The sequence below is a fragment of the Streptomyces kurssanovii genome, from assembly GCF_040677245.1.
In the GTDB taxonomy this organism is placed as follows: Bacteria; Actinomycetota; Actinomycetes; order Streptomycetales; family Streptomycetaceae; genus Streptomyces; species Streptomyces kurssanovii.
In genome coordinates this window covers 22,425-48,834 of record NZ_JBFAQK010000054.1, presented here as the reverse complement: position 1 = coordinate 48,834, position 26,410 = coordinate 22,425, and the positions used below count along the sequence as shown (strand labels likewise).

The 26,410-nt window shown below is 73.1% G+C and carries 20 protein-coding genes and 1 pseudogene; 10 read left to right on the top strand and 11 right to left on the bottom strand.

Features of this window, described 5'->3' with window-relative positions:
* Nucleotides 1-92, top strand: a pseudogene (locus AB0K36_RS27795) (transcriptional regulator); the annotation flags it as partial.
* A 44-nt stretch (nucleotides 93-136) separates the two neighbouring features.
* Here AB0K36_RS27795 and AB0K36_RS27790 read toward each other — a convergent pair.
* From AB0K36_RS27790 to AB0K36_RS27780, 3 genes are all read right to left on the bottom strand, one after another.
* Nucleotides 137-1,738, bottom strand: a complete 1,602-nt coding sequence (locus tag AB0K36_RS27790) for a transporter (protein WP_364599587.1) — start codon at nucleotides 1,736-1,738, stop codon at nucleotides 137-139.
* Entirely contained in the window at nucleotides 1,735-2,547 is an 813-nt protein-coding gene (locus AB0K36_RS27785; RefSeq protein ID WP_189468850.1) for an ABC transporter ATP-binding protein, read from the bottom strand. Before AB0K36_RS27785 ends, AB0K36_RS27790 begins: the two co-directional genes overlap by 4 nt.
* Before the next feature lie 145 nt (nucleotides 2,548-2,692).
* Nucleotides 2,693-3,358, bottom strand: a complete 666-nt coding sequence (locus AB0K36_RS27780) for a bifunctional DNA primase/polymerase (RefSeq protein WP_364599585.1) — start codon at nucleotides 3,356-3,358, stop codon at nucleotides 2,693-2,695.
* A gap of 280 nt (nucleotides 3,359-3,638) precedes the next feature.
* Between AB0K36_RS27780 and AB0K36_RS27775 the strand changes: the two genes are divergently transcribed.
* The gene (locus tag AB0K36_RS27775) at nucleotides 3,639-5,024 is read left to right on the top strand and encodes an NsdA family TPR-like regulatory protein (RefSeq protein WP_364599583.1); all 1,386 of its coding nucleotides are present in this window, start codon (nucleotides 3,639-3,641) and stop codon (nucleotides 5,022-5,024) included.
* A gap of 176 nt (nucleotides 5,025-5,200) precedes the next feature.
* Nucleotides 5,201-7,147: a hypothetical protein gene (locus AB0K36_RS27770; RefSeq protein ID WP_364599581.1), complete on the top strand. Its 1,947-nt coding sequence runs from the start codon at nucleotides 5,201-5,203 to the stop codon at nucleotides 7,145-7,147.
* Nucleotides 7,148-7,227: 80 nt separating this feature from the next.
* On the opposite strand, the gene AB0K36_RS27765 is transcribed toward AB0K36_RS27770, so the two are convergent.
* The gene (locus tag AB0K36_RS27765) at nucleotides 7,228-8,541 is read right to left on the bottom strand and encodes an ABC transporter substrate-binding protein (RefSeq protein ID WP_364599579.1); all 1,314 of its coding nucleotides are present in this window, start codon (nucleotides 8,539-8,541) and stop codon (nucleotides 7,228-7,230) included.
* A gap of 172 nt (nucleotides 8,542-8,713) precedes the next feature.
* On the opposite strand from AB0K36_RS27765, the gene AB0K36_RS27760 reads away from it, so the two are divergent.
* Nucleotides 8,714-9,160 (top strand): SCO4402 family protein, encoded by a 447-nt coding sequence (locus tag AB0K36_RS27760; RefSeq protein WP_005316098.1) that lies wholly within the window; start codon nucleotides 8,714-8,716, stop codon nucleotides 9,158-9,160.
* Between the two features lie 45 nt (nucleotides 9,161-9,205).
* The gene (gene purU / locus AB0K36_RS27755; RefSeq protein ID WP_364599577.1) at nucleotides 9,206-10,057 is read left to right on the top strand and encodes a formyltetrahydrofolate deformylase; all 852 of its coding nucleotides are present in this window, start codon (nucleotides 9,206-9,208) and stop codon (nucleotides 10,055-10,057) included.
* Between the two features lie 20 nt (nucleotides 10,058-10,077).
* Here purU and AB0K36_RS27750 read toward each other — a convergent pair whose 3' ends face one another.
* Genes AB0K36_RS27750 through AB0K36_RS27740 form a run of 3 tightly spaced genes read right to left on the bottom strand, consistent with a single transcriptional unit; the run spans nucleotide 10,078 to nucleotide 16,248 of the window.
* Nucleotides 10,078-11,352, bottom strand: a complete 1,275-nt coding sequence (locus AB0K36_RS27750) for an extracellular solute-binding protein (RefSeq protein ID WP_364599576.1) — start codon at nucleotides 11,350-11,352, stop codon at nucleotides 10,078-10,080.
* Between the two features lie 7 nt (nucleotides 11,353-11,359).
* Nucleotides 11,360-12,592 (bottom strand): hypothetical protein, encoded by a 1,233-nt coding sequence (locus AB0K36_RS27745; protein WP_364599574.1) that lies wholly within the window; start codon nucleotides 12,590-12,592, stop codon nucleotides 11,360-11,362.
* Entirely contained in the window at nucleotides 12,589-16,248 is a 3,660-nt protein-coding gene (locus tag AB0K36_RS27740) for a tetratricopeptide repeat protein (RefSeq protein ID WP_364599572.1), read from the bottom strand. Before AB0K36_RS27740 ends, AB0K36_RS27745 begins: the two co-directional genes overlap by 4 nt.
* A gap of 36 nt (nucleotides 16,249-16,284) precedes the next feature.
* On the opposite strand from AB0K36_RS27740, the gene AB0K36_RS27735 reads away from it, so the two are divergent.
* On the top strand, nucleotides 16,285-16,590 hold the full coding sequence (locus AB0K36_RS27735; RefSeq protein WP_159690790.1) for a trypco2 family protein: 306 nt from the start codon (nucleotides 16,285-16,287) through the stop codon (nucleotides 16,588-16,590).
* 50 nt (nucleotides 16,591-16,640) lie between these two features.
* Here AB0K36_RS27735 and AB0K36_RS27730 read toward each other — a convergent pair whose 3' ends face one another.
* Nucleotides 16,641-17,630, bottom strand: a complete 990-nt coding sequence (locus AB0K36_RS27730) for an ArsR/SmtB family transcription factor (protein WP_364599570.1) — start codon at nucleotides 17,628-17,630, stop codon at nucleotides 16,641-16,643.
* A gap of 55 nt (nucleotides 17,631-17,685) precedes the next feature.
* Here AB0K36_RS27730 and AB0K36_RS27725 point away from each other — a divergent pair, with 55 nt between their 5' ends.
* Together AB0K36_RS27725 and AB0K36_RS27720 are read left to right on the top strand one after the other, a co-directional pair.
* A complete protein-coding gene (locus tag AB0K36_RS27725) occupies nucleotides 17,686-19,035 on the top strand; it encodes an MFS transporter (protein ID WP_364599568.1) in 1,350 nt (449 codons plus the stop codon).
* 295 nt (nucleotides 19,036-19,330) lie between these two features.
* Nucleotides 19,331-21,082, top strand: coding sequence for an FG-GAP repeat domain-containing protein (locus tag AB0K36_RS27720; protein WP_364599593.1), 1,752 nt, complete (start codon nucleotides 19,331-19,333; stop codon nucleotides 21,080-21,082).
* A 61-nt stretch (nucleotides 21,083-21,143) separates the two neighbouring features.
* Here AB0K36_RS27720 and AB0K36_RS27715 read toward each other — a convergent pair whose 3' ends face one another.
* Entirely contained in the window at nucleotides 21,144-22,523 is a 1,380-nt protein-coding gene (locus AB0K36_RS27715; RefSeq protein ID WP_364599591.1) for a maleylpyruvate isomerase N-terminal domain-containing protein, read from the bottom strand.
* 35 nt (nucleotides 22,524-22,558) lie between these two features.
* The gene (locus AB0K36_RS27710) at nucleotides 22,559-23,140 is read right to left on the bottom strand and encodes a sigma-70 family RNA polymerase sigma factor (RefSeq protein ID WP_364599567.1); all 582 of its coding nucleotides are present in this window, start codon (nucleotides 23,138-23,140) and stop codon (nucleotides 22,559-22,561) included.
* 287 nt (nucleotides 23,141-23,427) lie between these two features.
* Here AB0K36_RS27710 and AB0K36_RS27705 point away from each other — a divergent pair, with 287 nt between their 5' ends.
* Nucleotides 23,428-23,802, top strand: coding sequence for an STAS domain-containing protein (locus AB0K36_RS27705; protein WP_189469458.1), 375 nt, complete (start codon nucleotides 23,428-23,430; stop codon nucleotides 23,800-23,802).
* 192 nt (nucleotides 23,803-23,994) lie between these two features.
* On the top strand, nucleotides 23,995-24,510 hold the full coding sequence (locus AB0K36_RS27700) for an EF-hand domain-containing protein (RefSeq protein ID WP_364599565.1): 516 nt from the start codon (nucleotides 23,995-23,997) through the stop codon (nucleotides 24,508-24,510).
* Between the two features lie 353 nt (nucleotides 24,511-24,863).
* Here AB0K36_RS27700 and AB0K36_RS27695 read toward each other — a convergent pair whose 3' ends face one another.
* Nucleotides 24,864-26,360, bottom strand: coding sequence for a class I adenylate-forming enzyme family protein (locus tag AB0K36_RS27695; RefSeq protein ID WP_364599563.1), 1,497 nt, complete (start codon nucleotides 26,358-26,360; stop codon nucleotides 24,864-24,866).
* Nucleotides 26,361-26,410: the final 50 nt, after the last annotated feature.

The window sequence follows — 26,410 nt, the reverse complement described above, 5'->3', positions numbered from 1 at the left end:
AGGACATGGTCCTGCGCCTCGCCGAGCATCTCGACGTCCCGGTGCGGGAACGCAACTCCCTTCTGCTGGCGGCGGGTTACGCCCCCCGGTACGCGCCGTTCAAGCGCGGGAGCTGAGCCGGTTCCCGCCGGGCGCGTCAGCCCTTGCTGACCGCCGTGAGGATCTCCGGCAGTCGCCTCGCCGTCTGCGGCGCCGCCACCCGCATGCCCGCCCAGGTGATCAGCGCCCCGTACACGGCGCCCACCGGCAGTACCGTCCACTGGGTCTCGCTGCCGGAGCCGGCGGAGGCGTTCAGCATGATCGTGAGGACGATCACCGGTGCGCACAGCAGCGCCGCCATGACCACGCCGCCGAAGATGGAGAGCCAGGCCAGCCCGCCCTGCCCCGGGGCCACGTTCTTGTAGGCGCTGTCCTGCGGGATCGAGTACGGGAAACGGGCCGAGGCCACCGCGCCCGTCGCCAGCATCGCGCCGAGCAGGGCGAAGGACAGGCCCAGCGCCTCCGGCAGGTCGTGCCACTCGCCGAGCGCCGCCGCCGTGACCACCACGACGAGCACGGTGTACGGGAGGGTGATGACGAGCAGCGCCAGGGTCCGGGCGCGCAGTTCCTCGTACGCGTCGCGTGTGGAGGAGATCGTCAGCGCCACCATCCAGAAGGCGGAGGTGTCCTGGCCGAACTGGTTGTACATCATGATGCCGAGCATCCAGGCGGCGAAGCACGCGAAGTAGATCGAGCCCGTGCCCTGGAGGGCGTTGAAGATGGGCACGATCAAGCCGATGGCCAGCGACGACACCCAGGCGCCCTTGGTCTTCGGGTCGCGCCAGATGTACTTGAGGCTGCGCTGCATCACCGTGCCCGTGCGGCCCTCCGGCAGCAGCCGGTGCAGACCGGACGTGGTGCCCTTGCGGGTCGGCTCGGACGCCGCGGCCAGCGTGGACCCGTCCGGGGCGGTCATCAGCTTCGTCAGGCTGTGGCGCCAGGTCCGCAGCAGCAGCACGAGCGCCACCGCGGACAGGGCGAGTTGGGCGAGGGCCTGGCCGTACGCGCCGTCGCTCGCGGAGTCCACCGCGCCGATTGCGGACGCCGGCGGCACCCACCGTACGATCGCCGCCGCCGGGTCCAGTGCCGCGAGGCCGCCCGCGTCGCCGAGACGCTGCACGCCGAAGTTCACGAACTGGATGCCCACCGCGATCAACAGGCCGCTGAGCACGGCCAGGTCGCGGCCCTTGCGGGAGGTGAGCAGCCGGATGTTCGCCGCCGCGACCGTGCGGGCGAGCGCCAGGCACACCAGCAGGGCGAGCGGGACGGCGACGAGGGACACCAGTGCCGCGACGACGCCGTGGGACAGCGCGAACGCCGACCCCACGACCATGCAGAGCGTGAACAGCGGGCCGATGCCCATCAGGGACGCGACGAGCAGCGCGGTCACCAGCGGCCCCGGCCGGAGCGGAAGCATCACCAGGCGCGTCGGGTCCAGCGTCTCGTCGCCGCTGGGGAAGAACAGCGGCAGCACCGCCCAGCCGAGCGCCAGCAGACCCGTCAGCAGGACGACGAGCGACATGGCGTGCTCGTTGCCGCGCAGCATGATCAGGCCCAGTAGCTGGACGGCGGCGAGCAGCAGCACGAAGACCATCGAGACGACGAACGCGGTCCTGCGGCCCGACGACTGGCGCAGCCCGTTGCGCAGCAGCGACAGCTTCAGACGTACGAAGACTGAGGTCAGGGTCGCCGTACTCAACGCGCACCGCCGCCGAGCCAGTCCAGCGACTCCCCGTTGTCCCTGCCCTGCGCGCCGACCAGTTCGAGGAACGCCGCCTGGAGCGAGGGGGCGTCGCCACGTACCTCGGCCAGCGGGCCCTGTGCGCGGATCGTGCCGGCCGCCATGACCGCCACCCAGTCGCACAGCGACTCGACCAGCTCCATCACATGGCTGGAGAAGACGACGGTCGCGCCGGAGGCGGTGTACCGCTCGAGCACCCCGCGGATCGTCTGCGCGGACACCGGGTCGACGCCCTCGAACGGCTCGTCGAGGAAGAGCACTTCAGGGTTGTGCAGCAACGCCGCCGCCAGGCCGATCTTCTTGCGCATGCCGGTCGAGTAGTCGACGACCAGTTTGTGCTGCGCGCCCGCCAGGTCGAGCACGTCCAGCAGCTGGCCGGCCCGCTTGTCGACCTCGTCGCCCGGCAGGCCTCGCAACCGGCCGTTGTAGGCGAGCAGTTCACGGCCGGACAGCCGCTCGAACAGCCGCAGGCCCTCCGGCAGGACGCCGATGCGCGACTTGACCTCGACCGGGTCGCGCCACACGTCGTGCCCCGCGACCTGGACCCGGCCCTGGTCCGGGCGGAGCAGGCCGGTGACCATCGACAGGGTCGTGGTCTTGCCCGCGCCGTTCGGCCCGACCAGGCCGATGAAGCTGCCGGCCGGCAGGGTCAGGTCGATCCCCGCGACGGCGATCTGCTCGCCGAACCGCTTCCACAGACCTTCGACGTGCACGGCGGGAGGTGCCGTCCGCACCCCGCCCGTCTCCTCAACTGCCTGGTCCGGCATGTGTTCCGCGCCTTTCGGAGTCCCCGTACGTGCCCTGCGGGCACAGGTGTACGGGTCCACCCTACGGACGCCCGGGTGCGGTGTGGATGCCCTGTCCCCGGCCCACCCGCTCCCCCCGGGGCATCCGCTCGGCCCCGGCGTACCGCTATCCCTGGCGCACCCGCCCCGACGCCGCGTCCCTGGCGCACGCGTACGCGAGCGGGCTGATGAGCTCCTCGACGTCCGGGAGCCAGCGGTTGGCCGGGGTGGGGCGGCGCGCCCACTGCACGGCGCCCTGCCCGCCGATCCGGGTCGGCGGGGCGGCGACGTAGTGGCCCTCGCCACGGGTGACCAGGTCGAGGGAGCTCGGGACCCAGCCCAGGTTCCTGATCAGCTCGGGGGCCTTGAGCGCCGCGCCCGGCAGCACGAAGAACAGCATCCTCCGGTCGGGAGTGCAGGTCACGGGGCCGAGGGGAAGATCCATCCGCTCCATGCGCGCGAGCGCCAGGAAGCCGGCCGAATCGGAGACCTCGATGGCGTCGAAGGTGCGGCCGGTGGGCAGCAGGATCGAGGCGGTCGGTTGCTTGGTCCACATCCGGCGCGCGGCGGTGGCGCTGCCGGTCGCCTGGTTCGCCCAGTCCGGGCGGGCGGCGTGCGCGCCGGGGAGCGGGCAGCGCAGGTCGCCGCACGAGCAGCGCTGCCCCCCTTCGACGGCCTCGAGCCAGGTGCCGGGGAACACGTCCCAGTGCCTCTCTTCCGCGTACCGCACAGCGCTGTCCAGCAGTTGCTCGCCTCGCTGCTGGGGGATCCGGGCGGCTTCCGTGACTGCCATGGTCTCTTCCACGACACACTCAACTACCGCCGCCAGTACGGGTTACGGGGCGTGACGCGGTGGGCGGTGGAGCATCGATCCTGCACGTGGGGCGCACGGGTGCACGACCGGGGGCGCGCATGGGCCGGGGGCCCTACGGGCGGGTAGGAGTGCGGCGCGTACGTCAGCGGCCGCGACCGGGCCGCGCCACGGCAAAAGCGAACCAACCCGACCAACCCTGCATTCTCCGTATATCAGCCGGGCATTGATCAACTCATTGATCAACATCAGGGGGTAGTTCATGGCAGCCAGGCCTCTCGTCGTCCGCCAGCCGAACGAACGGCTGCAGGCGCTCATCCAGGAAGCCGGATGCTCGAACGCCGGGCTGGCCCGGCGCGTCAACATGGTCGGCGCCGAGCGTGGCCTCGACCTGCGCTACGACAAGACGTCCGTCGCCCGGTGGCTGCGCGGCCAGCAGCCGCGCGGCCGGGCGCCGGGCATCATCGCGGAGGCGCTCGGCCGCAAGCTCGGCCGCACGGTCACGATCGACGAGATCGGCATGGCGAACGGCAAGAACCTCGCCACCGGCGTCGGCCTCCAGTTCGCGCCGACGGTGGTCGGTGCCATCGAGCAGGTCTGCGAGCTGTGGCGGAGCGACGTGGGCCGCCGGGACTTCCTGTCGGGCTCCGCGGTCGCCGCGTCCGCTCTCGTGGAGCCGAGCCGCGACTGGCTGATCACCGGAGCGGACACGCAGGTGGCCCGCACCGTCGGGGCCCGGGTCGGCCCGCCGGACGTCGACGCGGTCCGGGCGATGACCGCCGCGCTGACGGAGATGGACCACCGCTTCGGCAGCGGGCATGTGCGGCCGGTCGTCGTGCACTACCTGAACAGCGTGGTCTCCGGGATGCTGTCCGGTTCCTACCGGGAGACGGTCGGCCGGGACCTGTTCGCCGCGGCGGCGCGGCTGACGGAGCTCGCCGGCTACATGGCCGTGGACACCGGTCAGCCGGGGCTCGCCCAGCGGTACTACATCCAGGCCCTGCGCCTGGCGCAGGCCGCCGGCGACCGGGCGTACGGCGGCTATGTGCTGGCCGCCTCGATGAGCCACCTGGCGGCCGAGCTCGGCAACCCGCGCGAGATCGCCCAGCTCGCCCGTGCGGCGCAGGAAGGGGCGCGGGGCCGGGTCACCCCCCGGGTGCAGGCCATGTTCCACGCGGCGGAGGCACGCGGCCACGCGCTCCTCGGCGACTCCCGAACCTGCCACGAGGCGGCCGGCCGGGCGGTCACGGCGCTGGAGGGGGCCGAGCCGGACAGCGGCGACGACCCGGACTGGATCGCCCACTTCGACGGCGCGTATCTGGCGGACGAGCTGGCGCACTGCCACCGCGACCTCGGTGAGGCGCAGAGCGCGGCGCGCTACGCGTCGCAGGCTCTGGAGGGCCACCCGGAGTCGCGGGCCCGCCGCCGGGCGATCGGCCTGGTCCTGCTGGCCTCCGCGCAGGTGCAGCAGCGTGAGGTGGAACAGGCCTGCTACACGGGCACACGGGCGGTGGAACTGCTGGACACGCTGCGCTCCAGCAGGGGCGCGGAGTATCTGGACGACCTTCAGTTGAGGCTCGAGCCGTACGCGGAGGAGCCGTCGGTACGGGAGTTCGCCACCCGGCTGGAACTGCGCGCCGCGGCCTGACGCGGAGCGGGGCGTGGGAGGCGCCTGTGACGGATGCTGCACAAGGGCTTTCTGCCAGGAACGGAAGGCGAGTTGTGTCCGCGTCTTGTCACCGCTCCGGCACGTGTGTGCGGACCACTCCGGGCACCCGGTAGCGTGAGCCGACGATCGAAGTAGGTCCACACGTAGGAGTCCCGGTGACGCACAGCGGACAGGGTGACGAGCAGCGGCTACCCGCCGCGCGGCCCGCGCACGAAGGCGTCGTGCTGCCCGCCGACGGCAGTGAGCCCCTCATACCGGGCGCGCCAGGCGCACAGACGGCTCCGGCCGGCGGGCAGCCCTGGGGTGAGCCGTGGGGCCCGCAGCAGTCCGCACCCGCGCCCGGAGCCGCGTACGGATACCCGGGCCCGCCGCCGGCCGGCGACGCGCCCCAGGGGTACGGCTACCCGGCCCCCGCGCAGCCCGGCGGTTACGGCTACCCCGCCGCCCCGGCACAGCCGGGCGGTTACGGCTACCCCGGCGGCCCGGCGCAGACCGGCCACCAGAGCCACCCCGACGGCCCGGCCCAGGCCGGCCACCAGAGCCACCCCGGCGGCCCCGCTCAGCAGGTCGGTTACGGGGCTCCCGCTACCCCGCCGCAGCAGGCGGCCGCGCACCACGGGCAGGGCGCCCACGCCGCCCCGCCGGCCGGCCCCGCAGCCACCGGGCACGACCCGTACCCGGCTCAGGGCGGGCCCCAGGGGCAGCCGCCGTACGGCGCCCAGGTGCCGGCGGTACCGCAGCCGGGTGTGCACCGGCAGCCGCTCCCGCCGCAGGACGCCCCGGCGGCGCAGCCCACCGCCCCTCAGGGGCCGGACGCCTACGGGCGGTACCCCGAGTCGCCTCAAGGCGCCGGCCAGGCCGGGTTCGGCGGGCCGGGCGCGGGGGCGCAGCCCTTCCGGACGCCTCAGGGCGGGGCCTCGCAGGCGCCGCACGACCCGTACGCTCAGAGCCGTTCCCCGCAGACCGCCGGCCAGGACGCGCAGAGCGGCTTCCCGCAGGCCGCGCCGCAGCACGCCGCCGGGGGCGACGCGGACGCCACCCAATACATCGCACCCGTCACCTCCGGTGCGCTGCCGCCCGAGATGCCCGCGGAGTCGACCACGTTCCTCGGCACCGGCCCCCTGGCCTCCGGCGCCGCGCAGGGCGGCGCGCAAGGCGGCGCGCCGCAGGGAGCCGGCCAGGTCTCCGACGCCGACGCCACCCAGTACATCGCCCCGGTGCCCGGCGGGGCCGTGCCGCCCGCTCCCGCCGGGGCGCCGTTCGGCATCCGCCCCGGCGCCCCCGGGGACCGGCAGCCGCCGGCCGAGTTCGACAGCCTGTTCCGTTCCGAGGGGCAGGGTCCGCACACGGCCGACGCCACCCAGCAGATGCCCCGCTTCGAGGAACCGCCCGGCCACGGTCATCCGCAGGCCCGCCGGCCGGCGGCCCGGCCCGAGCCGTACTACGACCCGGAGCCGGAGCCGCGCCGCCGGTCCCTGGCGCCGGTGGTCGCCGCGGTCGTCGTCGGGTGCGCCGTCCTCGGACTCGGCGTCGGTGCCGTGATGTTCAACGGCGGCGACGACCCGAAGGACCCGGGCCCGGACAAGAACGTCGCGGCCGACTCCCCGGTGCCCAGCGAGGCGAGCCCCACCACGCAGGCGGCCGACCCCGCGGAGCCGCAGGCGAAGGAGCTCGACAAGCTCCTCGCGGACAGCAACAACAGCCGTGACGCGGTCATCCGTTCCGTGGAGAACATCAAGGTCTGCAAGAACCTGGACCAGGCCACCGCCGACCTGAAGGGCGCGGCGCAGCAGCGCCGGAGCCTGGTGACCCGGCTGGGCACCCTGTCCGTCGACAAGCTGCCGCGCAACGCCGAGTTGACCGCCTCGCTGACCAAGGCGTGGCAGGCGTCGGCCTCCGCCGACGACCACTACGCGGCCTGGGCGCAGCAGGTCAAGGGCAAGAAGGGCTGCAAGGACGGCAAGGCGCGGGTGACCGGCCGCACGGCCCAGGCCAACGCGGCGAGCGGAGAGGCCACGACGGCGAAGAACGCGGCGTCGCCGCTGTGGAACTCCATCGCCCGCAAGTACGGCCTGACCGAACGCCGCAGCAGCCAGCTCTGACGACGCGGCCCCCGGCCCGCTCCCGTGGGGAGCGGGCCGGGGGCGCCGGACGGGAGGCCGGAATCCTTGTCGGGAACGCCCTACGAGGCGTCCATCAGGGTCCGGCCGACGTCCACGAAGTCCTTCCGCTGCGTCACCAGCCGTCCGTCACGCACCACTTGGAACGTCACGCTGCTGTTGACGATCCTCGGGTAGCGGGAAGCGCCGAGCATGTCCTCGTAGCTCCACCGCAGGGCCGGTGTCAGGCCGTCGGTCGAGACCTCCACCCCCTGGTCGAGGGCGTGGGAGATCTTGCCGGGGGTGATCCGGTCGCTGTCGATCGAGCGGACGACCTTGTTGAGGACGTTGTACGCGATCCAGGTGGTCTGCACGCCCGCGTCCGCCGGGTCGATCCTGTTGTCGCCGAACGCGTGGGTCCGCACGACGTCGCGCATCCGGTCCCAGCGGGCGTCGCTCGCGTCGGGGTACCAGCCGGTGATGTAGGCGCCCTCGTAGGGGCCGTTGCGGCCGCCGGTGCGGTCGATGAGGGGCTGGCCGACGCTGCCCATCACGGACGAGATCCGGACCTGCCGTCCGTCCTCGGGCAGCCGCCGGTAGGAGTCGAAGAAGGTTTCCGTGCGTTCGCCGAGCGCGGCCGTGACACAGCCCGGCCGGTCGCCGTCGGACGCGGTCGTCGTCCAGGTCGCCTCTGCCGCCTTCCCGCGGGCACGCCTCGCCTCGTCGGAGTAGTCGGTGGCATCGTCGGCGGCGAGGATGTCCGCCGACTCCCGGGCCTTGCCGCGGGCCAGGCCCGCGTTGAGGAGGTCGGGCAGGTCGTCGCCGGCGAGGCTGTCCGGCCGTACCAGCGCGACCTTGTCGCAGACGTCCGCGAGCTGCTGGCCGTTTCCGGCGAGCAGGGCGGCCTGCCCGCCGTTGACGGGGTAGGACAGATAGCTGGTGAACTCCTCGTCGGAGATGCCGAATCCGCCGATGAAGGGGATGCCCGCGGCCTCCAGGGGAGCCATGAAGGCGTCGCCGTACTGGCTGTAGGAGCCGACCACCGCGGCCGCGCCTTCCTTGACGGCGCGCCGGGCGCAGGTGGCCGCGCCCTGGGGGGTGTTCTGCTCGTTGCAGGTGATGACACGCAGCTCGTGGCCGTCGATACCGCCCTGCGCCTCTGCCCAGCGGGCGTAGGCCTTGGCCATGGCGGGCATGCCGGGCATATTGGTCGCTTTGGTCTCTTCCGGGGCAAAGGTCATGACAGTGACGGGCTCCCTGGAGCCCCCCGGATCTCCAGGGAGTACGCCACAGCCGGCGATGAGCGACGCCCCGGTCGCCACCACCGCCGTACACGCGGTACGGACTGAGAGGGTTCTGGACGGGCGAGGGGAGGAGGAACGGCGCCTACCGGTCATGACTGTGCACGCTTCCGGTTCCAGGTAACGGCACAGTGAGCATGGTTCAACGAGGGGTGACGTCCAGGTGAATTGCAGGGGGGCGTTCGGGCGGCCGGGAAGGGAACGTACGATCGAAGGCGTGCAGCAAGGTTCGGTCAACCCTTCCCGTCGCGGCCGTCGCTCCTCCACCATGGGCGGCATGCCGCTCAACGACATGCCCTGGTGGCGCTGGCGCAGCAACGTGCGCTCGGCGCTGCACATGCTTTCCGACCCCGTCTTCCATCAGGAGTGCTGGCTGGCGGGGCGCGAGGGATACGGCGACGTCACCGACGCCGTCTACCGTCTGGTCGAGGACACCTGGCTGGACAACTGGTCCGCGGAGAAGTACGTCGGGACGATCTTCCGTGACTCCGGCGAGGCCGCGCTCGTCGACGTCGCCGTGCTGCGGGTGCTGCGGATCATGCACCAGGTCGGCGCCGACGCACCGGTCTCCGCGTACATGGAGCACCACGGCTGGCCGGAGGCCGTACGGGCGGCGCGTGACGCGCACGTCCGGATGGCCACGAGCGACGGGGAGGACCCCGACACCCCGCCGCGTTCCCTTGAGGTGCTGCGGATCATGACGCGGTCCGCCTGACGGACGTGTTCCTGGCCGCACGGCCGGATGTGGCAGGCTACAAGGATGACCGACCAGTACGTCCTGACGCTCTCCTGTCCTGACAAACAGGGCATCGTGCACGCCGTCTCGAGCTACCTGTTCATCACCGGCTGCAACATCGAGGACAGCCAGCAGTTCGGTGACCGGGACACTGGTCTGTTCTTCATGCGGGTCCACTTCTCCGCCGAGGCCCCGGTGACGGTCGACAAGCTGCGCGCCAGCTTCGCCGCCGTCGGCGACGCCTTCCAGATGGACTGGCAGATCCATCTCGCCGAGGAGCGGATGCGGATCGTGCTGATGGTCAGCAAGTTCGGGCACTGCCTGAACGACCTGCTGTTCCGTTCCCGTACCGGCGCGCTGCCCGTCGAGATCGCGGCCGTCGTCTCCAACCACACCGACTTCGCCGAGCTCGTCGCCTCCTACGACATCCCGTTCCACCACATTCCGGTCGCCAAGGACAACAAGGCGGCCGCCGAGGCGCAGCTACTGGACCTGGTGCACGCCGAGCAGGTGGAGCTGGTCGTCCTCGCCCGCTACATGCAGGTGCTCTCCGACGACCTCTGCAAGCAGCTCAGCGGCCGGATCATCAACATCCACCACTCCTTCCTGCCGAGCTTCAAGGGCGCCAAGCCCTACCACCAGGCGCACGCCCGCGGTGTGAAGCTCATCGGCGCGACCGCCCACTACGTGACGGCCGACCTCGACGAGGGCCCGATCATCGAGCAGGAGGTCGAACGCGTCGGCCACGAGGTCACCCCGGAGCAGCTGGTCGCGGTCGGCCGCGACGTGGAGTGCCAGGCGCTGGCCCGCGCGGTGAAGTGGCACGCCGAGCACCGCATCCTGCTGAACGGCCGCAGGACCGTCGTCTTCGCCTGACGTGCGCCGGGGACCGGGCCCTATTCCAGGGCCGGGGTGCCGCACAGGTCGTCCAGGACGAACGCCTTCTCCTGGCTCTGCAGCTGACGTTCGGCCTCCAGCTGCCCGAGCAGCCGGTCCAGCAGCGCCTCGTCGCCGGGGCGGACGACGAACTCCAGCACCGCCCGGTAGAACGCGTCGCGCAAGGTGGGCGGCATCGCGTCGGAGGCGTCGAAGCAGATCCTGCCCGCCGAGCGGAACAACCGCTGGACGTCCCTGGTGGCCGACGGTTCCGCGGTGACGACCGCGGAGCCGGGGAAGAACGGCCGCTCGCCGGGCAGCGCCGCGGCCGCCCAGCTCGCGCGTGCCTTCTCGGAGGTGAGCCGGTCGAGCAGGTCCCAGGCGGCCGCACTGCTCCTGAACACCGCGGCCATGTCGCCCGACACCTCGAAGGCGTTCTCGTCGCCCTCGTCGTCCTTCGCGGCCGGCAGCCTGTCCAGGTAGACGGCCGTCGGCCGGGGCCGCACGTCGTCGCCGTAGTGCCTGCGGATGAAGGAGCCCTGGTGCTCATGGGTGCAGTCGCCGCGGTTCAGGAGCCCGTGGCGGCGGTCGCCGATCAGCGCGAAGTCGTGCAGCCACCGGACGTCCGGGGTGCGCCCGCCCGCGGTGAGCATCCGCGCCCACTCCTCCCAGACCGGGCGGGTGTCCTCCCAGGGCATCCTGCCCGTGGCCCATTCCTCGTACTTCGCCGAGCCCCTGCGCTGGAGCATCAGGTCCTCGATCCAGTCGGTGCCCGGCCAGCCGGAGGTGGCGCCGGAGCCGAGTCCCACGCACCACACGGGAGCGGAGTCCGCCGCCTCGCTCCTGCTCCACACCAGCGACTTGAGGTCCACCCGTATGGGAGCCCAGTAGGCGCGGGTCCGGGCCTCGCCGCCCGCGTCCTGGACCGTGACGGTGGGCGCCCACGGGGTGACGGCGGCCCCCGCGACCCGCTCCGGCAGCGGAAGGAGATCGCCCGCCCTGGCGTACTCGGCCAGCTCACCCGGGCTGTTGAGGATCGCCATGTCCGGCGGGGCGCCGGCCTGGAGCTGCGCGACGAGGGTCTCGCGCAGTGAGCGGGTGCCCTTGTAGACGTAACGGTGCCCGGTCTGCTTCCCGATGCTCTTGAGCGCCTGGACGAACGGCCTCTCCTCGCCGTCGGTCCACGGCCCCAGCACGACCAGCGTGCGTTCCTCCGGTGGGCCGCCGCACCCGGCCGTGGCCACGGCGAGCAGAACACCCGCGAGCAGCGTTCTCAGGCCCCTGCGTCTCCTCATGAGTTCCTCACGCGTCGGTGGACGTCCGTCGGGTGCGGGCCGCCGGGTACGGCCTGCCGTAGAGGTGGAGCGTGACGCCGCAGGCGACCGCCCCGAGTCCCGCGGCCGGTACGGTGATCCCCGCCGTGAGCGACCAGCCGTCCGGGTCCGCCACGTCCATCCGCGCGTACGCGGCGTCCGCCGCCGCCTCGATCGCGCGCGGCGCGGCCTCGTCCGCTTCCACGGCCGCCAGGCCGGCGGCCGCCGAGTGCACGTCCTGCTGGGCGCCGTGCTCCTGGGCGCCGCCGAACGCCAGCAGCAGCGGCGTCACCAGTACCGGCAGCGCGCCCGCGGCCAGCTGGAGGCTGACGAGCCGCAGCCGGTCCCGCAGGAACACCGCCGTGCCGACGGTCATGAAGCCGAACAGCGCGGTCGTCAGGACGGCCGCTCCGGCGGCTGTCAGCGTCAGGGGGCTCCAGGCGGCGAGGTCGCCGCTCTCCTGCCGCAGCAGCTCCTCCATCTTCTCGATCCGGTCGAGCACGGTGGTGGGTTCCTGCTGTTCTTCCACGCTCGTGCCCGGGCTGCCGAGCAGGCCCGCCGCGTACTCGACACCGGCTGTGCGCAGCAGCTTGCTCGACCGGTTGCGGTCAGCCCAGGCGATCTTGTCCCCGTAGGCGACGACCAGCCCGGACACCACCCGCAGCTCCTGCTCCTGTCCCCGGCTCAGGGCACCGGTCCGGGCGACGAGGTTCAGACTCTGCGTCGCCTCCGTCAGCCGGGAGCGGTACGTCTCGCCGAGCTCGACCCGGCCGGCGTGCCGGGTCTCCAGCAACCGCAGTTCGGCCTGGTCCCGTGCCAGGACCAGCGACGTACGGGCCTGCGCCAGTCCCTCCAGCGCCGGCACCGACCGGTGGCGCAGCCGGTCGGAGCGGTCGTGCACGTCGCTGTACGCGGCGGCGCACAGCGCCAGCGCGACGAGCGCCAGGGCGGGCAGCACCAGCATCCGGCGCCGCAGGAACGCGGCCGTCGGCCGCCGTCCCCCGGGGCCCCGCCCGGTGGCCCGCGCCCACAGGCCCGGCCCGAGCAACCGCCAGGCACTGATCCACGGGGCGGGCTTCGTCGCCGGCGACCGCCGCACCGCCGCGACGGGGCGCCGCCACAGCGCGGCCACCCTGTGCCGCGCGGACGGCAGCACGCCGCTCCCGCCGGCCCTCCCCTCGGCGGCGTCCGCCGGTGGTCGGGTGTACGGACGCGTGGTCATGAACGGCCCCCGGGGGTCAGGCGGCGCAGCCAGGGGCCGCGGTCGTGGTGGCGGGCGTGACGCAGACCGAGCGGGCGGGTGCTGTACGCGTTGTCGAGGAGCGCCTCCGCCAGCGCGGCGCCCTCCGCGGTGTCCGTGTCCGGTACCTGTTTCGCCAGTTGGCGGTAGCTCGCCGACAACTGCTCGCGCAGTTCCCGTTCGGTGCGCGGGAGCGGGACGCCGGCCGGCAGCGCGGCCCGCACCTGCTCGAGCACGCCGGCGCCCTGTGACCGCACCAGCTCCAGCAGTTGCTCCAGCAGCTCCGCGGTGAGCCGCTCCTGCGCCTGCCGGTCGGTGAGCCCCTCGTGGCCGGCGAGCCGGTGCAGGGCGGCGTGGGCGCGTACCGCGGAGGCGGCCGTGGGTGTGCCGGCGTGGATGCGCACCATCGCCGTCCGCGCCGCCGTGCGGTGCCGCGAGTCGGGCGGGACGCCGTCGAGGGAGGCCAGCGCCCGCTCGGGGCTGTGCCGGGCGAGATGGATACGGGCGAGCCCGAACGCGGCCGCGCCGAGCGCGTGGTTGCGCCGCCACACCGCGTCGTAGAACAGCATGGCCTGCTGCTCGTGCGCCTCACGGGCCGCCGGGGCCTCGGGCGCGGTGGCCCGCTCGCCGGTCCGCCACTCGTCGGCGAGCTTCTCGTGGCAGTAGCCGAGGGCGAGTTTGGGCGCGTACTCGCCGGGGATCGCCGCGTACACGGTGTCGAAGCAGTTCAGTGCCCGGTGCAGCCGGCCGTGGGCCAGCTGCGCCAGACCCTGGTGCCAGTCCAGGCGCCAGTCGTAGCGGGCCCGGTCACCGAGCAGTCGCCCGGCCCGCTCCAGCTCCACCGCGGCGGTCACCAGTTCCTTGTCACGGCCGTGACGGCGGACACCGGCCAGCTCCAGATGGAGCCGGCAGCGCAGCAGATGCAGTTCCGGCGAGGGCAGCCACTCGTCGCTGAGCTGGAGCAGACCGGCCGGGTCGTCGTACGAGGTGCGCTGCAGCTCCTTCCAGTTGGGGTCCTGCACGTCGGCCTTGGGCACCGGCAGGGCCACCGCCGCCTCCGCCGGCTCCGGCACGTGGGCGCCGAGCCGGTCGGCCGTGCCGTCGGCCCGCCAGCGCTCCAGCGGCGGCGGCTTGCCCAGCCGGCCGTCCAGCGCGATCGCGGCCGAGTGGAACAGCGGGGACGGCTCGAACGTCTCCTCGTCCAGTCGCAGCGACCGCAGTTCGCGCAGCACGCCGCGCAGTTGGACGGCCATCTCCTGCGCGGAGGCGTAGCGCCGCCTCGGGTCGGTGGCCGTGGCGCGCGCGAGGGCGCGCCGGAGCGATTCGGTGCCGAGGTCGGACGGCGGCGCCGGGTCCTTGGCGAGCAGCTCGCCGAGGACGGCGCCGACGGTGTACAGGTCGCCCGCGGTGGTCATCCCGCCGCCGGGTCCGCTCTCCGGCGGCCGGTGGCTGACGGGTCCGGGGGCGCCCGGTTCGCGTACGCCCGCGACGTCGATGAGTTTGATGCCGGTGCCGCAGTGCAGGACGTTGGTGAGCGACAGGTCGCCGTAGACCAGCTTCTCCTCCTCGTGGAGATGGTCGAAGGCCTCCAGCACGAGCAGCCCGTACACGACGATGAACTCGCGGACCCGCGGGCCCGCGAACGGCTCGACGCTCCGGGCGATGCGGGAGCCGACCCACGACAGGGACGCCCCGTCGGCGAACTCCATCACGATGAACTCGGCCGACGTCGGTTCGTGGCGCGCGTAGTTGACCACCCGGATGACGGAGGGGTGGTTGAGGCTGACGAGCCGCAGCCGCTCCTGGTGGGCCTGGAGCACGGCCGCCGGATCGCCGGGGTCGAGGATGCCCTTGAGGGCGACGGGACGGTTCTCCAGGAGCAGATCGCGGGCGAGGTACACCTTGCCGTGGCTGCCCTGCCCGATGGGCCCCACCACCTCGTACTGCTGGTGCAGCCGCTCGCCGCCCGCCAGACGGTCCCCGGCCTGCTCGGTGACGAGCGCGTCCGGGTCGCGCACGGCGACGGCCGGCAGGTCGGTCAGCCCGTCACCGGGCGGCCCGACGACGAACTCCCGGGGCCCGGCCGGACCGGTGAGCTCCTGCTCGGCCGTCTCCGCGTCGAGCAGCGCCGCCTCGATGTCGACGGCGCAGCGGAACAGGGCGTGCGGCTGTTCCGGAGAACCGTTCAACGGGCCCGCCGGGCCGAGCTGTTCCAGCATCCGCCGCAGCCGCGGGGCCAGGGCGGCGGGCCGCCGGCCGGACAGCTGCCGCAGCCGCTGCTCGGTCTCCGCGAGCCGGCTCACCCGGGTGCCGAGCCGTTCGGTGCGGCGGGCGGCCCAGTCGGGGCCGAGGAGTTCGTCGCGCACCCGGGCGAGGAGCGGTGAGCGGGGGTCGCTGAAGACGAGCAGGAGCCGGCTCTGGCCGCGTTCGAGGAGCGCGGCGAGGAGCCGCAGCATCTCGTCGTCGGTGGAGGCCGACCGGTCGACGGACAGGAAGGCGGCGATCAGCGGCGGGCTCTCGGCCGCGATCCGTCCGAGCAGGTCCCCGTCCGTGCCGCCGGTGGACGGCGGCCCGTCCGGGAGGAGGTCGAGGCCGATCCGGTCCGCCGCGTCCCTGGCCAGGTCCGCCACGGTGCGGTTCGTGGCGTCGACCGCGAGGTCGATGCTGCCCGCCTGCGGCTCGCCCGCGACCTGCCCCGGACCTGTCGCGCTGCCCTGGCCGGGCGGCGCCTCCGGAGGGCTCTGCTCACGGTCGGCGAGGGTGAGCACCGATCTGACCGTGTGCAGTACGTCGTGCTCGCCCTCGCCGGCGAACACGGGCTCCACCGGGTCGGTGTCCGGGGCGCCGTCGAGCCAGCGCGTCAGCCGGCGGTGCAGCCCCGGGACGCGCCCGGAGGCGGTCCTGTCGTGGGCGACCGCGACGTCGTGCGACACGGCCGGCTTTCCCGTGACCGTCAGCCCCAGCCGTTCCAGCGGCAGGTGCTTCAGCACCGTCTCGGTCGGGATCATGTACGCGTGGTCCCGGCGCACCCGCGCCTGCGGCGTGCCGAACTGGTGCGCCACGATGCCGATGACCCGACGCGATCGGCTGTGCACGACGGCGCATCCGCTGTAACCGCGCCGCACCACGTACGGCGCGTTCAGCGCGTCGAGCTGCACCCACTCCGGCGTCGGCGCGGGGCCCCCGCGCCCCATCAGCCGGGCGTCCAGATGCTCCCCGCCGGGCAGATCCTCGGGATATCCGGTGAAATGCACCATGTCGCCGCGTGCCGGGATCTGCCGGTGCAGGACGGCGTGCGGTACCGCCGGCTCCTGGTCCAGCTTGAGCAGCGCCAGATCCCCGCCGTACTGGCCCGTCGGCATGACCAGGTACTCCGTCAGCAGCCGGGCCCGCAGCGGCTCCGGAGCGTTTCCGGCCGGGGCATGGGGTACGTCGACGTAGACCTCCTCCAGCGGGGTACGGATGCCGGAGGAGTCCGGGCGCATCAGGACGACATGCGCGCAGGTGAGCACCAGGCCGCCGGGCAGCAGCACCCCGGCGCCGAGCGGCCGGCCCGCCCGATCCGGTCCGCGGAGCAGACGTACCCGCCAACTCTCGTCGTGCGTCGAGGAGTTGGATGTGCGAATCGGCTCGCTCATACTGCTCAACGATAACTACGGGAGACGGGGGACGCGATGGCTGAGCGTGACGAAACCGCGGTCGTGGGGCTGGCGGAGGTCATCGGGCAGGTCCGTGACGAGCTCGAGAGGGCCCAACGCGCCGGTGAGGGACGCGATCTGCGGTTCAGCGTGGAGAGCGTGCACCTGGAATTCGCGGTGCAGGTGCGCCGGGAGGGGAGCGGGCGGGCCGAGCTGCGGATCGGGGTGCTGACGGCCGGCGGCGGAGGCTCCGCGGCGCGTGACACCACGCACACCATCCAGGTCGAGCTGAAGCCGCACGGGCCGGACGGCGACCCGAACATCAGCGTCGGCGGGGAGTGACACGGCCGGGACCATCGGCCCCGTGCGGGGTGCCGCGCACCGCCCGTGGGTCAGCCGGTCACCAGCGACTCACCCACGCTCGTACGGGCGTAGAGCACCACGCGACCCGTACGGTGCGCGCTGACCAGACCGGCCGCGCGCATCGCCGTCAGATGCTGCGAGACACCGCCCGCCGACAGACCGGTACGGCGGGCCAGGTCGGTGGTCGACGCCGGGGCCGCGAGCTCGGCCAGCAGCAGTGCCCTGCTGCGGCCCAGTACACCCGCCAGGGCGTCGGACAGCGGCGCCGCCCGCGCTTCCCACAAGGTGGCGGTGCCCCGCGGCGGATAGCGCAGAGTGGGCTGCCAGTCCGGGCTGTCCACGTCGGAGAAGATCCGCGGTCCGCCGAACACGGAAGGCACCAGGAGCAGTCCGCGGCCGTCCAGGCTCCGTTCGCCGCGTACGCACCGGTGCATCACCTGCAAGGTGCCCGAGTCCCAGGTGATCCGTGGATCGAGGTCGTCGAAGAGACGCCGGGCACCGCCTTCGGCGAGACGCTTGGCGCGGTAGAGGATGTCGCCCTCGACCACGGTGAGGATCCGCGGCCAGTACGGGGCCATCGCCACCTCCCAGTAGGCGGCGATCACGTCCGTGAGCCGCCCGAGACCGCGATCCGGGTCCGCGCGCAGTGCGGCGACCCCCTCCCGCGCGGCGGGCGTCGTCGTACGGAGCAGTTCGTGCGGCATGGAACGCAGCGCCGCCAACTCCACGTCGAGCGAGGGCTGCGGGGTCGTGGGCGGCGCCACCAGGAAGCCGGGGACGCCGGCCGGCGGCGGGCCGATCAGCGAGGACAGCGGGGCGAGATCCAGTTTCGCGGCCGCGAGAGCGGGCCGTACCCGCTCCGCCCACGGCCGGTGCGCACCCGGCGCGGTGTCCCTGAGCACCCGCACGCTCGCGACGACCTCCCACAGCGGGGACACGGCGAAACGTATGCGGGCCACGTCCTCGGCGGAGAAGCCGATCTCCAGTGTGCCGCCCTCGGGGCGGCTCTCCAGCACCATTCGGCCGAGGCTAAATCATTGGAGCGGGGCGCGGAGTCCGGGCAGCGTACGGACCATGACCGACGACAGTCCCTGGCGGTCCCGTGACTTCCGCACACTCTTCACGGCCACCGCCTTCAGCCAGCTCGGCACCAACATCGGCTACGTCGCCGTCCCGCTGATCGCCGTGTCCGCGCTCGACGCGAGCGCGGGCGAGGTCGGCCTGCTGGCGACGCTGAGCACGGTCGCGTTCCTCCTCATCGGCCTGCCGGCCGGTGCCTGGGTGGACCGGATGCGCCACCGCCGGGTGCTGATCACCGCGGACCTGGTGCGGGCCGGCCTGTTCGCCTCCGTGCCGTCCGCCTGGGCGCTGGACGCCCTCACCCTGGAACACCTCTACGTGGTCGTCCTGCTGAACGGCTGCGCCACGGTCTTCTTCGACGTCGGCTCGCAGAGCATCCTGCCCCGGCTGGTGGGCCGCGAGGGCCTGGTACGGGCGAACGCCGCCGTGGTGAGCCTCCAGGCGGCGGGCAATGTCGCGGGCCGGGGCGCGGGCGGCGGGATCGTGCAGCTGTTCACCGCGCCGGTGGCCGTGATCGGCGTCGGCGTCCTCTACCTGGCCTCGGCCGTCCGTCTCATGCTGCCGTCGGCGGGCCGCGCCCGCAGGCAGGCGGACGGCGTCCTGGCGCACGGGGCGGACGGCGCCGCCGTGCCGCCCGGGTCGGACGGCGGCCGGGACGCGTCGCGCGGGGGACTGGCGGCGCAGATCGCGGAGGGCCTGCGGCACGTCCTGCGCAACGCCGAGCTCCGCGCCCTCGCCCTCACCGCATCACTCACCAACCTCGGTGCGCAGATCGTCAACACGCTCCTGCCGGTCCTCTTCACCCGCGAACTCGGCCTGTCCGCCGGTGTGCTCGGCCTCTACTGGGCGGCGGGCGGCGCGGGCATCCTCCTGGGCGCGCGCTGCGCCCGCCCCGTTGCCCGGCGACTCGGCCACGGCCGCACCCTCGGCGTCGCGGGACTGGTGATGGCGCCCACCGCGCTGATCGTGCCGCTCATCGGCCCCGGCCCCTGGCTGTGGCTCGCCGGGGCCGGATGGATGCTGGTGACGTTCAAGATCGGCGTGGACAACGTCCTCGGGGTGAGCCTGCGCCAACGGCTTACTCCGGACCCGCTGCTCGGCCGGATGAACGCCACCTTCCGCTTCATGCTCACCGGCGCGATCGCCGTCGGCTCGGCCGTGGCGGGCCTGATCGGCGAACTCGCGGGACTGCGCGTCGCGATGTGGGTGGGCGCGGGCTGTCTCACGCTCGCCTTCCTGCCCGTCTTCCTCTCCCCGGTGCGCCGCCGTCGGGAACTTCCGCAGCCGTGGGCCCCCGTCCACCCGGCCGGCAGCCCACCGAAGGAGCGGACCACCGGCGCCTAGGGTCTTTCATCCGGTTCGCCCCGAAGTCCCCCGCGCCTGCGGGGCCTCTGGCCCGGAACCGGGGCGTCCACCCCAGGGACACCGCCGCCACCAGGGGATTTCTGCCGAACGCGAGCGCGCGAAGGTGCCGGAAAAAGATCGCTGCTCCCGTACATCCCTTGCCCCACCTTGCACGTCTGTACCGGTGCCATCTTCCTTGCACCGCTGTCTCCACATCCCCCATGGGCGCGCGCCCGCGCGCAGCGCCGCGGAGCGGCCGTGCGAGTGACACCCTCGAGGGGGGACCTTGACTTCCATGGACTCCGGCCGCGCCGCGACCGGTCCGCGCAGAAGCACCCGCGCCCGCACCCGCGTCGCCGCCTGCACCGCGCTCGCTCTCGCCGCCGGCATGCTGCTGGCGGCCCCGGCCGCCCAGGCCGACGAGGCCCCGATGCCCGACCGCGCGGCCGCACGGCCCAAGGTCGCCGCCCCACTGCCGACCCTCGAGCTGCCGCGAGCCGCGGAGGGCGGCTCGTTCAGCGCGGAGGACGGCGCGCTGCCGGCGAAGCCGCGCAGCGACGTGGACGGCGACGGGGCGTCCGACATGATCCTTCAGGACCTGAACGGCGTCGTGAACGTCTCGACCGGTGCGGGGAGCCACGAACTGGTCCTCCAGGACGGTCAGGGCTCCCAGTACCAGGTCTACAGGGACGCCTTCTCCGCGGCAGGCCTGCGCGAGGACGGACCTGTCCACTTCACCCTGTCGTCGGTCGGCCGTCTCTCGGCCTATGCCAACGACCTGCATTCCCCGGTCCGTTACTGGTCGGGCAGCGGCTGGCAGATCTACAACAAGGTCTTCTCGCCCGGTGACCTGACCGGCGACGGCATCGGTGACGTACTCGCCCGCACCTACGCCGGAGACCTGTACCTCTACCCGGGCACCACCAGCACCGGCAGCCCGCTCGCGTCGCGGGTCAAGGTCGGCTCCGGCTGGGCCCAGTACGACCAGCTGGCAGGCATGAACGACGTCGACAGTGACGGCGTCGCCGACCTGTTCGCCCGGAACACGGCAGGCGAACTGTACTTCTACCGTGGTACCGGAGAAGCGGCCCGGCCCTTCGAGGGGCGGGTCAAGGTCGGCACCGGCTGGAACATCTTCAACACGCTGTTCAGCCTGGACGACCTCGACGGGGACGGCAACGCCGAGCTGCTCGCCCGCGCCGTCAACGGGGACCTCTACCGTTACACCTCCACCGGCACCGGCGCGTTCCTGCCCCGGGTGAAGTTCGGCTCGGGGATGAACTCCGTCAACCAGTTCGCCAACGCGGGCAACGTGCCGAACTGGGGCAAGGAGGATCTGGCCGCCATCGACACGCAGGGCACCCTGTGGTGGTACCTCGACCAGAACAACGGCAGGTTCTCCGCCCGCCAGCAGCTCAGCAGCACCGGCGGCTGGAAGGGCGCCAGGATCACTGTGACGTCGTCCCTCGACGACGACAGCTACCCCGAGATCCTCCAGCTCTGGGAGGGCGGGCTCTACACCAACGGTGTGTCCGACGAGCCGTACTTCATCGGCTCCGGCTGGGGCGTCTACAACACCCTCGTCGGCCCCGGCGACCTCTCGGGTGACGGCAAGGGCGACCTGATCGCCCGCGACGGCTCCGGCGTCCTCCACCTGTACCGGGGCAACGGCAACGGCACCGGCTTCGCCGCCAAGCAGCGGATCGGCTCCGGCTGGGGCCAGTTCAACGCCCTGCTCGGCGCCGGTGACATCTCCGGCGACGGCCGCGCGGACCTGGTCGCCCGCGCCAAGGACGGCAAGCTGTACCTGTACGAGGGCACGGGCGTGGCCGCCGCGCCGTTCAAGGCCAAGAAGCTCATCGGCTCCGGCTGGGGCTCCTACACGAAGCTCGCCGCCCCCGGCGACATGACCGGTGACGGCCGCGCCGACATCATCGCGCGCACCAGCGGCGGCACCCTGTACCGCTACGACTCCGACGGCAAGGGCAACTTCAAGCCCAGGGCGTCCATCGGCACCGGTTGGAACACCTACTCGGGCCTCTACTGACGTACGTCCCCGGGGGCGCCGATGCGGCGCTCCCGGGCCGTCCCGCCCATGGGCGGGTCTCCTAGAGCCGGCTCAGCGCCGCCGCCGCGAACAGCACGTCCCGGATGGCCTGCCGGTCGCCGTCCTGGCCTGCGGCGGCCTCCTCCGGGGAGACGTGCCCGGCCACCAGCTTGCAGAACTCGACACCGTCCAGCGCCACTTGGGCTACCGATTTGTCCGGTGAGCCGACCGCCGCCGGGGAGTCCAGAGCGATGTACCAGCTGCCGCCGCCCGAACCCTCGACCTCCAGATGGAGCGACCGTCCGGGCGCGCCCGCCGCCACGAGATGCCGCGGCGGTCCCGCCAGCCCCGCGCGCCTGCGCTCCGCGAGGGCCGCGGGCAGCAGCCGGGCCGCGAGGTCGATCATCCGGTTGAGGTGGGCGCCGCTCGGCGGCGGGTACGGGTAGTCCACCGCGTCGGCGATGTCGTCCGCGTGGATCCAGCACTCGAAGGCCCGGTCGAGCAGCGCGTCCCGCAACGACAGTGCGAAGGATCCGTACGAGACGGACATGTCGGCGACGCCGGGTCCGGCGAACGACACGGTGCGGATCAGGTCGTGGCTCTGGTCGCGCCACGGTTCGCGGATCGTGCCGGTGGGCGGCAGGTCCATGTCGTTCCAGAACGCCTCGGTGCGCGCGGCCGGCAGCAGCGGCGCGTGCGGCCCCAGCGGGTCGCCGAGCCCCATCGCGCCGGCCACTATGCCGTCGACGGTCAGCAGATGCCCGATCACTCCGGCCACCGTCGTGCGGCGGCTCATCCGGCGTTCGCCCTCGAACCACTTGAGCCGCACCGGCGCGTGCCACTCGGAGTCCCCGATGTCCCGGAGCAGCGCGTCGAGCCTCGCGGTCTCCGCGTCGTACGGATCGGCCCAGCCGGGCACGGGGATACGGGCGGGTCTGCGGCCCAGGCAGTTCTCCAGCACCCGGAAGCGCAGCAGCGGGTCGAGGTCCAGGTCCCGGTCGGTGTGCAGCAGCCCGACCGCGTCACGCAGCCGCAGGGCCTCCTCCGCGCACGGGGCGCAGTCGCCGAGGTGCTCCTCGACGGCGGCGGTCTCCTCCGCGGAGCACGCGGACAGGGCCCAGGCGCCGAGCAGGGACTTCAGCACGCCGTGCGAGGGGGCGGCGGAGACTTCGGGAGCGGCGGGGGTGTCCCCGGCCGCCGGATCGTCGGAGGTGGACGCGCCGTTCACCGCGCGGTTCCCTGAGTCGTCGGCCGAGCCGTTCGACCCGCTGTCCGCCGTGCCGGACCCGCCCGCGGGGGCGGACCCCGCGGCGTCGGCGGGATCGGCGGGTCCGCTGTCGGGAGCCGGCTCCGGAGGGACGGGCGGCCCCGGCCGGTACGCGTCCGCACGGAGGTCGTCCGCCGCGGCGCGCGGGGACGGTATGCGCGGCACGCCCCGCACCTCTTCGCCGTCGCCACCGCCGCCCAGGGGCCCGTTCACAGTGCTCGTCCGTACCCGGGCGGTGACGAGCCCTCGAGCGAGCGGGTGTGCGCCGTCGCCAGCAGTTGCAGGCCCAGCCTCAGCCGCCGCCGGGCCTCGTCCTCCGTGACACCGAGGTCGGCGGCGGTCTGGCGGTAGTCCCTGCGCTGGAAGTACGCCAGTTCCAGCGCGGCGCGCAGCGGGGCGGGCATGGACGTCACGATGTAGTCGGCCCTGGCCGCGACGGCGGCCCTGCGTACTTTCTGCTCCAGTTCCTCCGCCGTGCCCCCGCCGCCCTCCGCGAGCGCCGCCGCCTCGCTCTGCCGCAGCCGGTGCACGGCCTGGCTGTTGGTGAGCCGCGCCACCCAGGACCGCATGGAGCCCTGCTTGGGGTCGTAGGCGTCCGGATTTTCCCATATGTACCCGAAGACTTCACGGGTGACCTGGTCGGCGGCCTCCTCGTCGTCGAGTACGCGGTGAGCCTGGCTGTGCACGAGCGCGGCGAACTTGTCGTACAGCTCACCCAGCGCCGCGGCCTCGCCGCGGGCCAGTCGCTGCTGCATCCTGCGATCCCAGCGCGGTGGTGCGTCCTTCGCCATACCGCCCCCAAGCTCTGCGCTCGCTCCGTGCCTGCTGCCTCTGCCCTCGTGACTGTTGCTCCTTCGAATGTAGTGCGCCGTACGAAATACGCACGTGCCTTTGCGTCAAGTACGCCCCTGCCGTGGTCCGGGATGGTAGGGCCGCGTACGGGGAAGAACTGCCTTGGGGGCGAGTGGAAACGCACTCCGTGACGAATGTCGCGTTTCAGCGACGGACAGTCGGGCAGCGGCAGTGGAAGGACAGCTTCCGGTCTTCTGTGACCGGCCTGAGGAGGGGTCCAGACGTGGTGATGCTCAAGGTGGCCGAGTCCCGGCAGGGCGCGTGGACCGTGCTGCACGTATGCGGGGAGCTCGATCTCGTGTCCTCGCCGGTCGTGCGCCAGCGGGTCCACGACGCCGTCGCCGCCGGTCACCACGACGTCGTGCTCGACCTCTCCGAGGTGTTCTTCTGCGATTCCAGCGGCGTCGGCGTGCTGATCGCCGCGCGGCGGCTGATGCGTTCGTGCCGGGGCAGGCTGCGGCTGATCCTGCCGGCGCGCGGCGCGGAGGACGGCTCGCACGTCAACCGGGTGCTGGGCGCCCTCGGTGTGCGCCGCCTCTTCGAGGTCTACGCGGACACCGGCTCGGCGACGGACGACGGGGCGCAGCCGCTGACCGCGTGACGCGGGCCGGAGCTGCGAGCAGCCCCACTCGAACTCGCGTCGGCCCAAGCCCGTATGCGCGCCCCGTGCCCCGTGCGCGCGCCCCTGTACGCCCCGTCGCACTCCCGTCACCTGCGCTTTGCCGAGGTGTTGCCGCCGTGCAATTGCCCGGGTGCGTACACACCTCCGCCTCCGGGGCTCTACGCTCCCCGCATGGACAGCGCAGAGTACGAGCGGAAGATCGCTTCCCGCTTCGCCGCCTTCGATCAGGACGGCAACGGCTACATCGACCGCGAGGACTTCAGTTCGGCCGCGGCCAAGCTGCTCGCCGAGTTCTCCGTCACGGCCCGGTCCGACAAGGGCCAGGACCTTTACAGCGGTGCGGAGGCGTTCTGGCAGGGCATGGCCGGGATCGCCGACGTGGACGGCGACCAGCGGGTGACCCGCCAGGAGTTCGTGACCAGCGCGGTCAAGAGACTGCGCGACAACCCGAAACGCTTCGGCGAGATCGCCCGCCCGTTCGTGCACGCCGTGATCAGGGTCGCCGACCAGGACGGCCGCGGCGTCACGCCCGCGGCCGTGGAACGCGTGCTCGGCGCGCTCGGTGTCGACGCCGGTGTCGCGGCGGCGGCGGGAGCGGCGCTGGACACGGACGGGGACGGGCGGATCACGGAGGAGGACGTACTGACCGCGTTCGCCGCGTATTACGTCACCCCCGAGCCCAACTGACGTTCCGGGGGCGGCCGCGTCATCCGTTCGCGGCTGCCCCGCCAGCCACCGCCGCGCCCCGCGCGGCCTCCCGGGGCTGCGCCCCGATCCGTTCCGCGCCCCGCGCGGCGTTCAGGGCTGCCCCGGACCTGTACCGCGCTCCGTGCGGTGGCCTCGGTCGCCGGGGAACTCAAGCGCCGGCGTTCGAGGCGCGGGGCTCGGGGCGGAGCCCCGGCAGGACCGGCGAGTTCCGGACCCGACGGCGTACGCCCCGCGAAGGGCCCGGACCTGCCCCGAACCCGGCCGGCCGGGCTGGATGCGCCTCCAAGGAGCACTTCCCGACCGCGCCGGACCTGCCCAGGACCGAAAAATAGTCATGCGTACCGTTCGCGCAGTTTGTACTTGAGTACCTTCCGCAGCGCCTCGTTGCGGGGGAGGGCGTCCACCACCTCGAGCCGTTCGGGGAGTTTGTGGAGCGCGAGGCCCGTGCCGCGGAGGAACGCGGTGATGTCCTCCAGTACGGGGTCCGCCGCACCCGGCGCCCGTTCCACGACCGCGCACACCCGCTCGCCGCGCTCCTCGTCCGGCAGGCCGACGACGGCCACGTCGCCGACCGCGGGGTGGCCGTGCAGGAGGTCCTCGATCTCCTTGGCCGAGATGTTCTCGCCCTTGCGGATGATGACGTCCTTGGCCCGTCCCGTGAGCACGAGGTGGCCGCTGTCGGTGAGCAGGCCGAGGTCGCCGGTGAGCAGGAAGCCGTCGGCGTCGAAGGCGGCCGCTGTCGCGGCGGGATCCAGGTATCCCTGGCAGACGGCCTCGCCGCGCAGCCTGACCTCGCCGTCGACGATCCGTATCTCCATGCCTGCGGGCGGTCTGCCCTCGGTCCGTACGAGGTCGTCCTCGCTGTCGTCGGGCGAGCCCATGGTGATCATCGGGACCTCGGTCATGCCGTAGCCGTGGGTGAGTACGCAGCCCATCTCGCGGACGACGGCGCGGTGCAGCTCCGGCGGCTTGGGCGCGCCGCCGCCGGCGAGCAGCCGCAGGGTGGGGATCAGCTTCCGGCCGGGCCGCTTGCGCTGTTCGGCGAGGAACATCGCGTAGAAGGCCGTGGAGCCGCCGGCGACGGTGACGCCGTGCCTGCGGTACTCGTCGAGCGCGTCGGGCAGCGCGAACTTCTCGAAGAGCACCGCCGGGAATCCGTACAGCAGCAGCATCACCAGGTAGTCCGGTCCGCCGATGTGCGCGAACGGGAAGGCGATCGAGCCGATGTCGTCCTCGGACAGGCGCAGCGCGTGCGCCAGGCACGAACCGCCCGCGATCAGCGAACGGTCGGTGTGCAGCACGCCCTTGGGGTCGGAGGTGGTGCCGGAGGTCCAGTAGATCCAGCGCACGTCCGTGCCGGAGGCGGGCGGCGCGGGCAGCACGGAAGGATCGCCGTCGGGCAGCGACGCGTACGCCTCGAAGACGCCGCGGGCGCCGGTCCGCCGCGCCATGGCCGTGAAGTCGAAGCCGCGCCATTCGCCCGGCACGGCGAAGTACGCGGCCCGTGACTCGCGGAGCGCGAAGCCGACCTCCCGGTCCCGGTAGAAGGGGATGACGGGCGACTGGACGGCGCCGAGGCGGGCCAGCGCCACGGTCAGCAGCACCGTCTCGATCCGGGTGGGCAGCTGCCAGGCGACGACCGTGCCGGGGCGGACACCCTTCGCGCACAGCCCGGCGGCGGTCCGCTCCGCGCGGTCGCGGAGCTCGCCGAAGGTGAGGACGCGTTCGTCCTGCAGCAGGACGGGGCGGTGCGGGGTGAGGGCGGCCCGGCGTGTGACGAGTTCCCAGAGGGTGCGGGCCGATCCCAGTGCGTGCGCGGTCTCTTCCATGCCCGGACACCTCCGCGGAATCTGTCTGACGGTGTGTCAGATCGTAGAGT

Excerpts from the sequence above, each read along its gene's own strand:
- AB0K36_RS27740 (WP_364599572.1), bottom strand. The coding sequence starts at position 16,248 with ATGAGCGAGCCGATTCGCACATCCAACTCCTCGACGCACGACGAGAGT.
- AB0K36_RS27735 (WP_159690790.1), top strand. The coding sequence starts at position 16,285 with ATGGCTGAGCGTGACGAAACCGCGGTCGTGGGGCTGGCGGAGGTCATC.
- AB0K36_RS27695 (WP_364599563.1), bottom strand. The coding sequence starts at position 26,360 with ATGGAAGAGACCGCGCACGCACTGGGATCGGCCCGCACCCTCTGGGAA.
- AB0K36_RS27750 (WP_364599576.1), bottom strand. The coding sequence starts at position 11,352 with ATGAGGAGACGCAGGGGCCTGAGAACGCTGCTCGCGGGTGTTCTGCTC.
- AB0K36_RS27745 (WP_364599574.1), bottom strand. The coding sequence starts at position 12,592 with ATGACCACGCGTCCGTACACCCGACCACCGGCGGACGCCGCCGAGGGG.
- AB0K36_RS27720 (WP_364599593.1), top strand. The coding sequence starts at position 19,331 with ATGGACTCCGGCCGCGCCGCGACCGGTCCGCGCAGAAGCACCCGCGCC.
- AB0K36_RS27700 (WP_364599565.1), top strand. The coding sequence starts at position 23,995 with ATGGACAGCGCAGAGTACGAGCGGAAGATCGCTTCCCGCTTCGCCGCC.
- AB0K36_RS27725 (WP_364599568.1), top strand. The coding sequence starts at position 17,686 with ATGACCGACGACAGTCCCTGGCGGTCCCGTGACTTCCGCACACTCTTC.
- AB0K36_RS27760 (WP_005316098.1), top strand. The coding sequence starts at position 8,714 with ATGGGCGGCATGCCGCTCAACGACATGCCCTGGTGGCGCTGGCGCAGC.
- AB0K36_RS27780 (WP_364599585.1), bottom strand. The coding sequence starts at position 3,358 with ATGGCAGTCACGGAAGCCGCCCGGATCCCCCAGCAGCGAGGCGAGCAA.
- AB0K36_RS27775 (WP_364599583.1), top strand. The coding sequence starts at position 3,639 with ATGGCAGCCAGGCCTCTCGTCGTCCGCCAGCCGAACGAACGGCTGCAG.
- AB0K36_RS27765 (WP_364599579.1), bottom strand. The coding sequence starts at position 8,541 with ATGACCGGTAGGCGCCGTTCCTCCTCCCCTCGCCCGTCCAGAACCCTC.
- purU (WP_364599577.1), top strand. The coding sequence starts at position 9,206 with ATGACCGACCAGTACGTCCTGACGCTCTCCTGTCCTGACAAACAGGGC.
- AB0K36_RS27730 (WP_364599570.1), bottom strand. The coding sequence starts at position 17,630 with ATGGTGCTGGAGAGCCGCCCCGAGGGCGGCACACTGGAGATCGGCTTC.
- AB0K36_RS27710 (WP_364599567.1), bottom strand. The coding sequence starts at position 23,140 with ATGGCGAAGGACGCACCACCGCGCTGGGATCGCAGGATGCAGCAGCGA.
- AB0K36_RS27785 (WP_189468850.1), bottom strand. The coding sequence starts at position 2,547 with ATGCCGGACCAGGCAGTTGAGGAGACGGGCGGGGTGCGGACGGCACCT.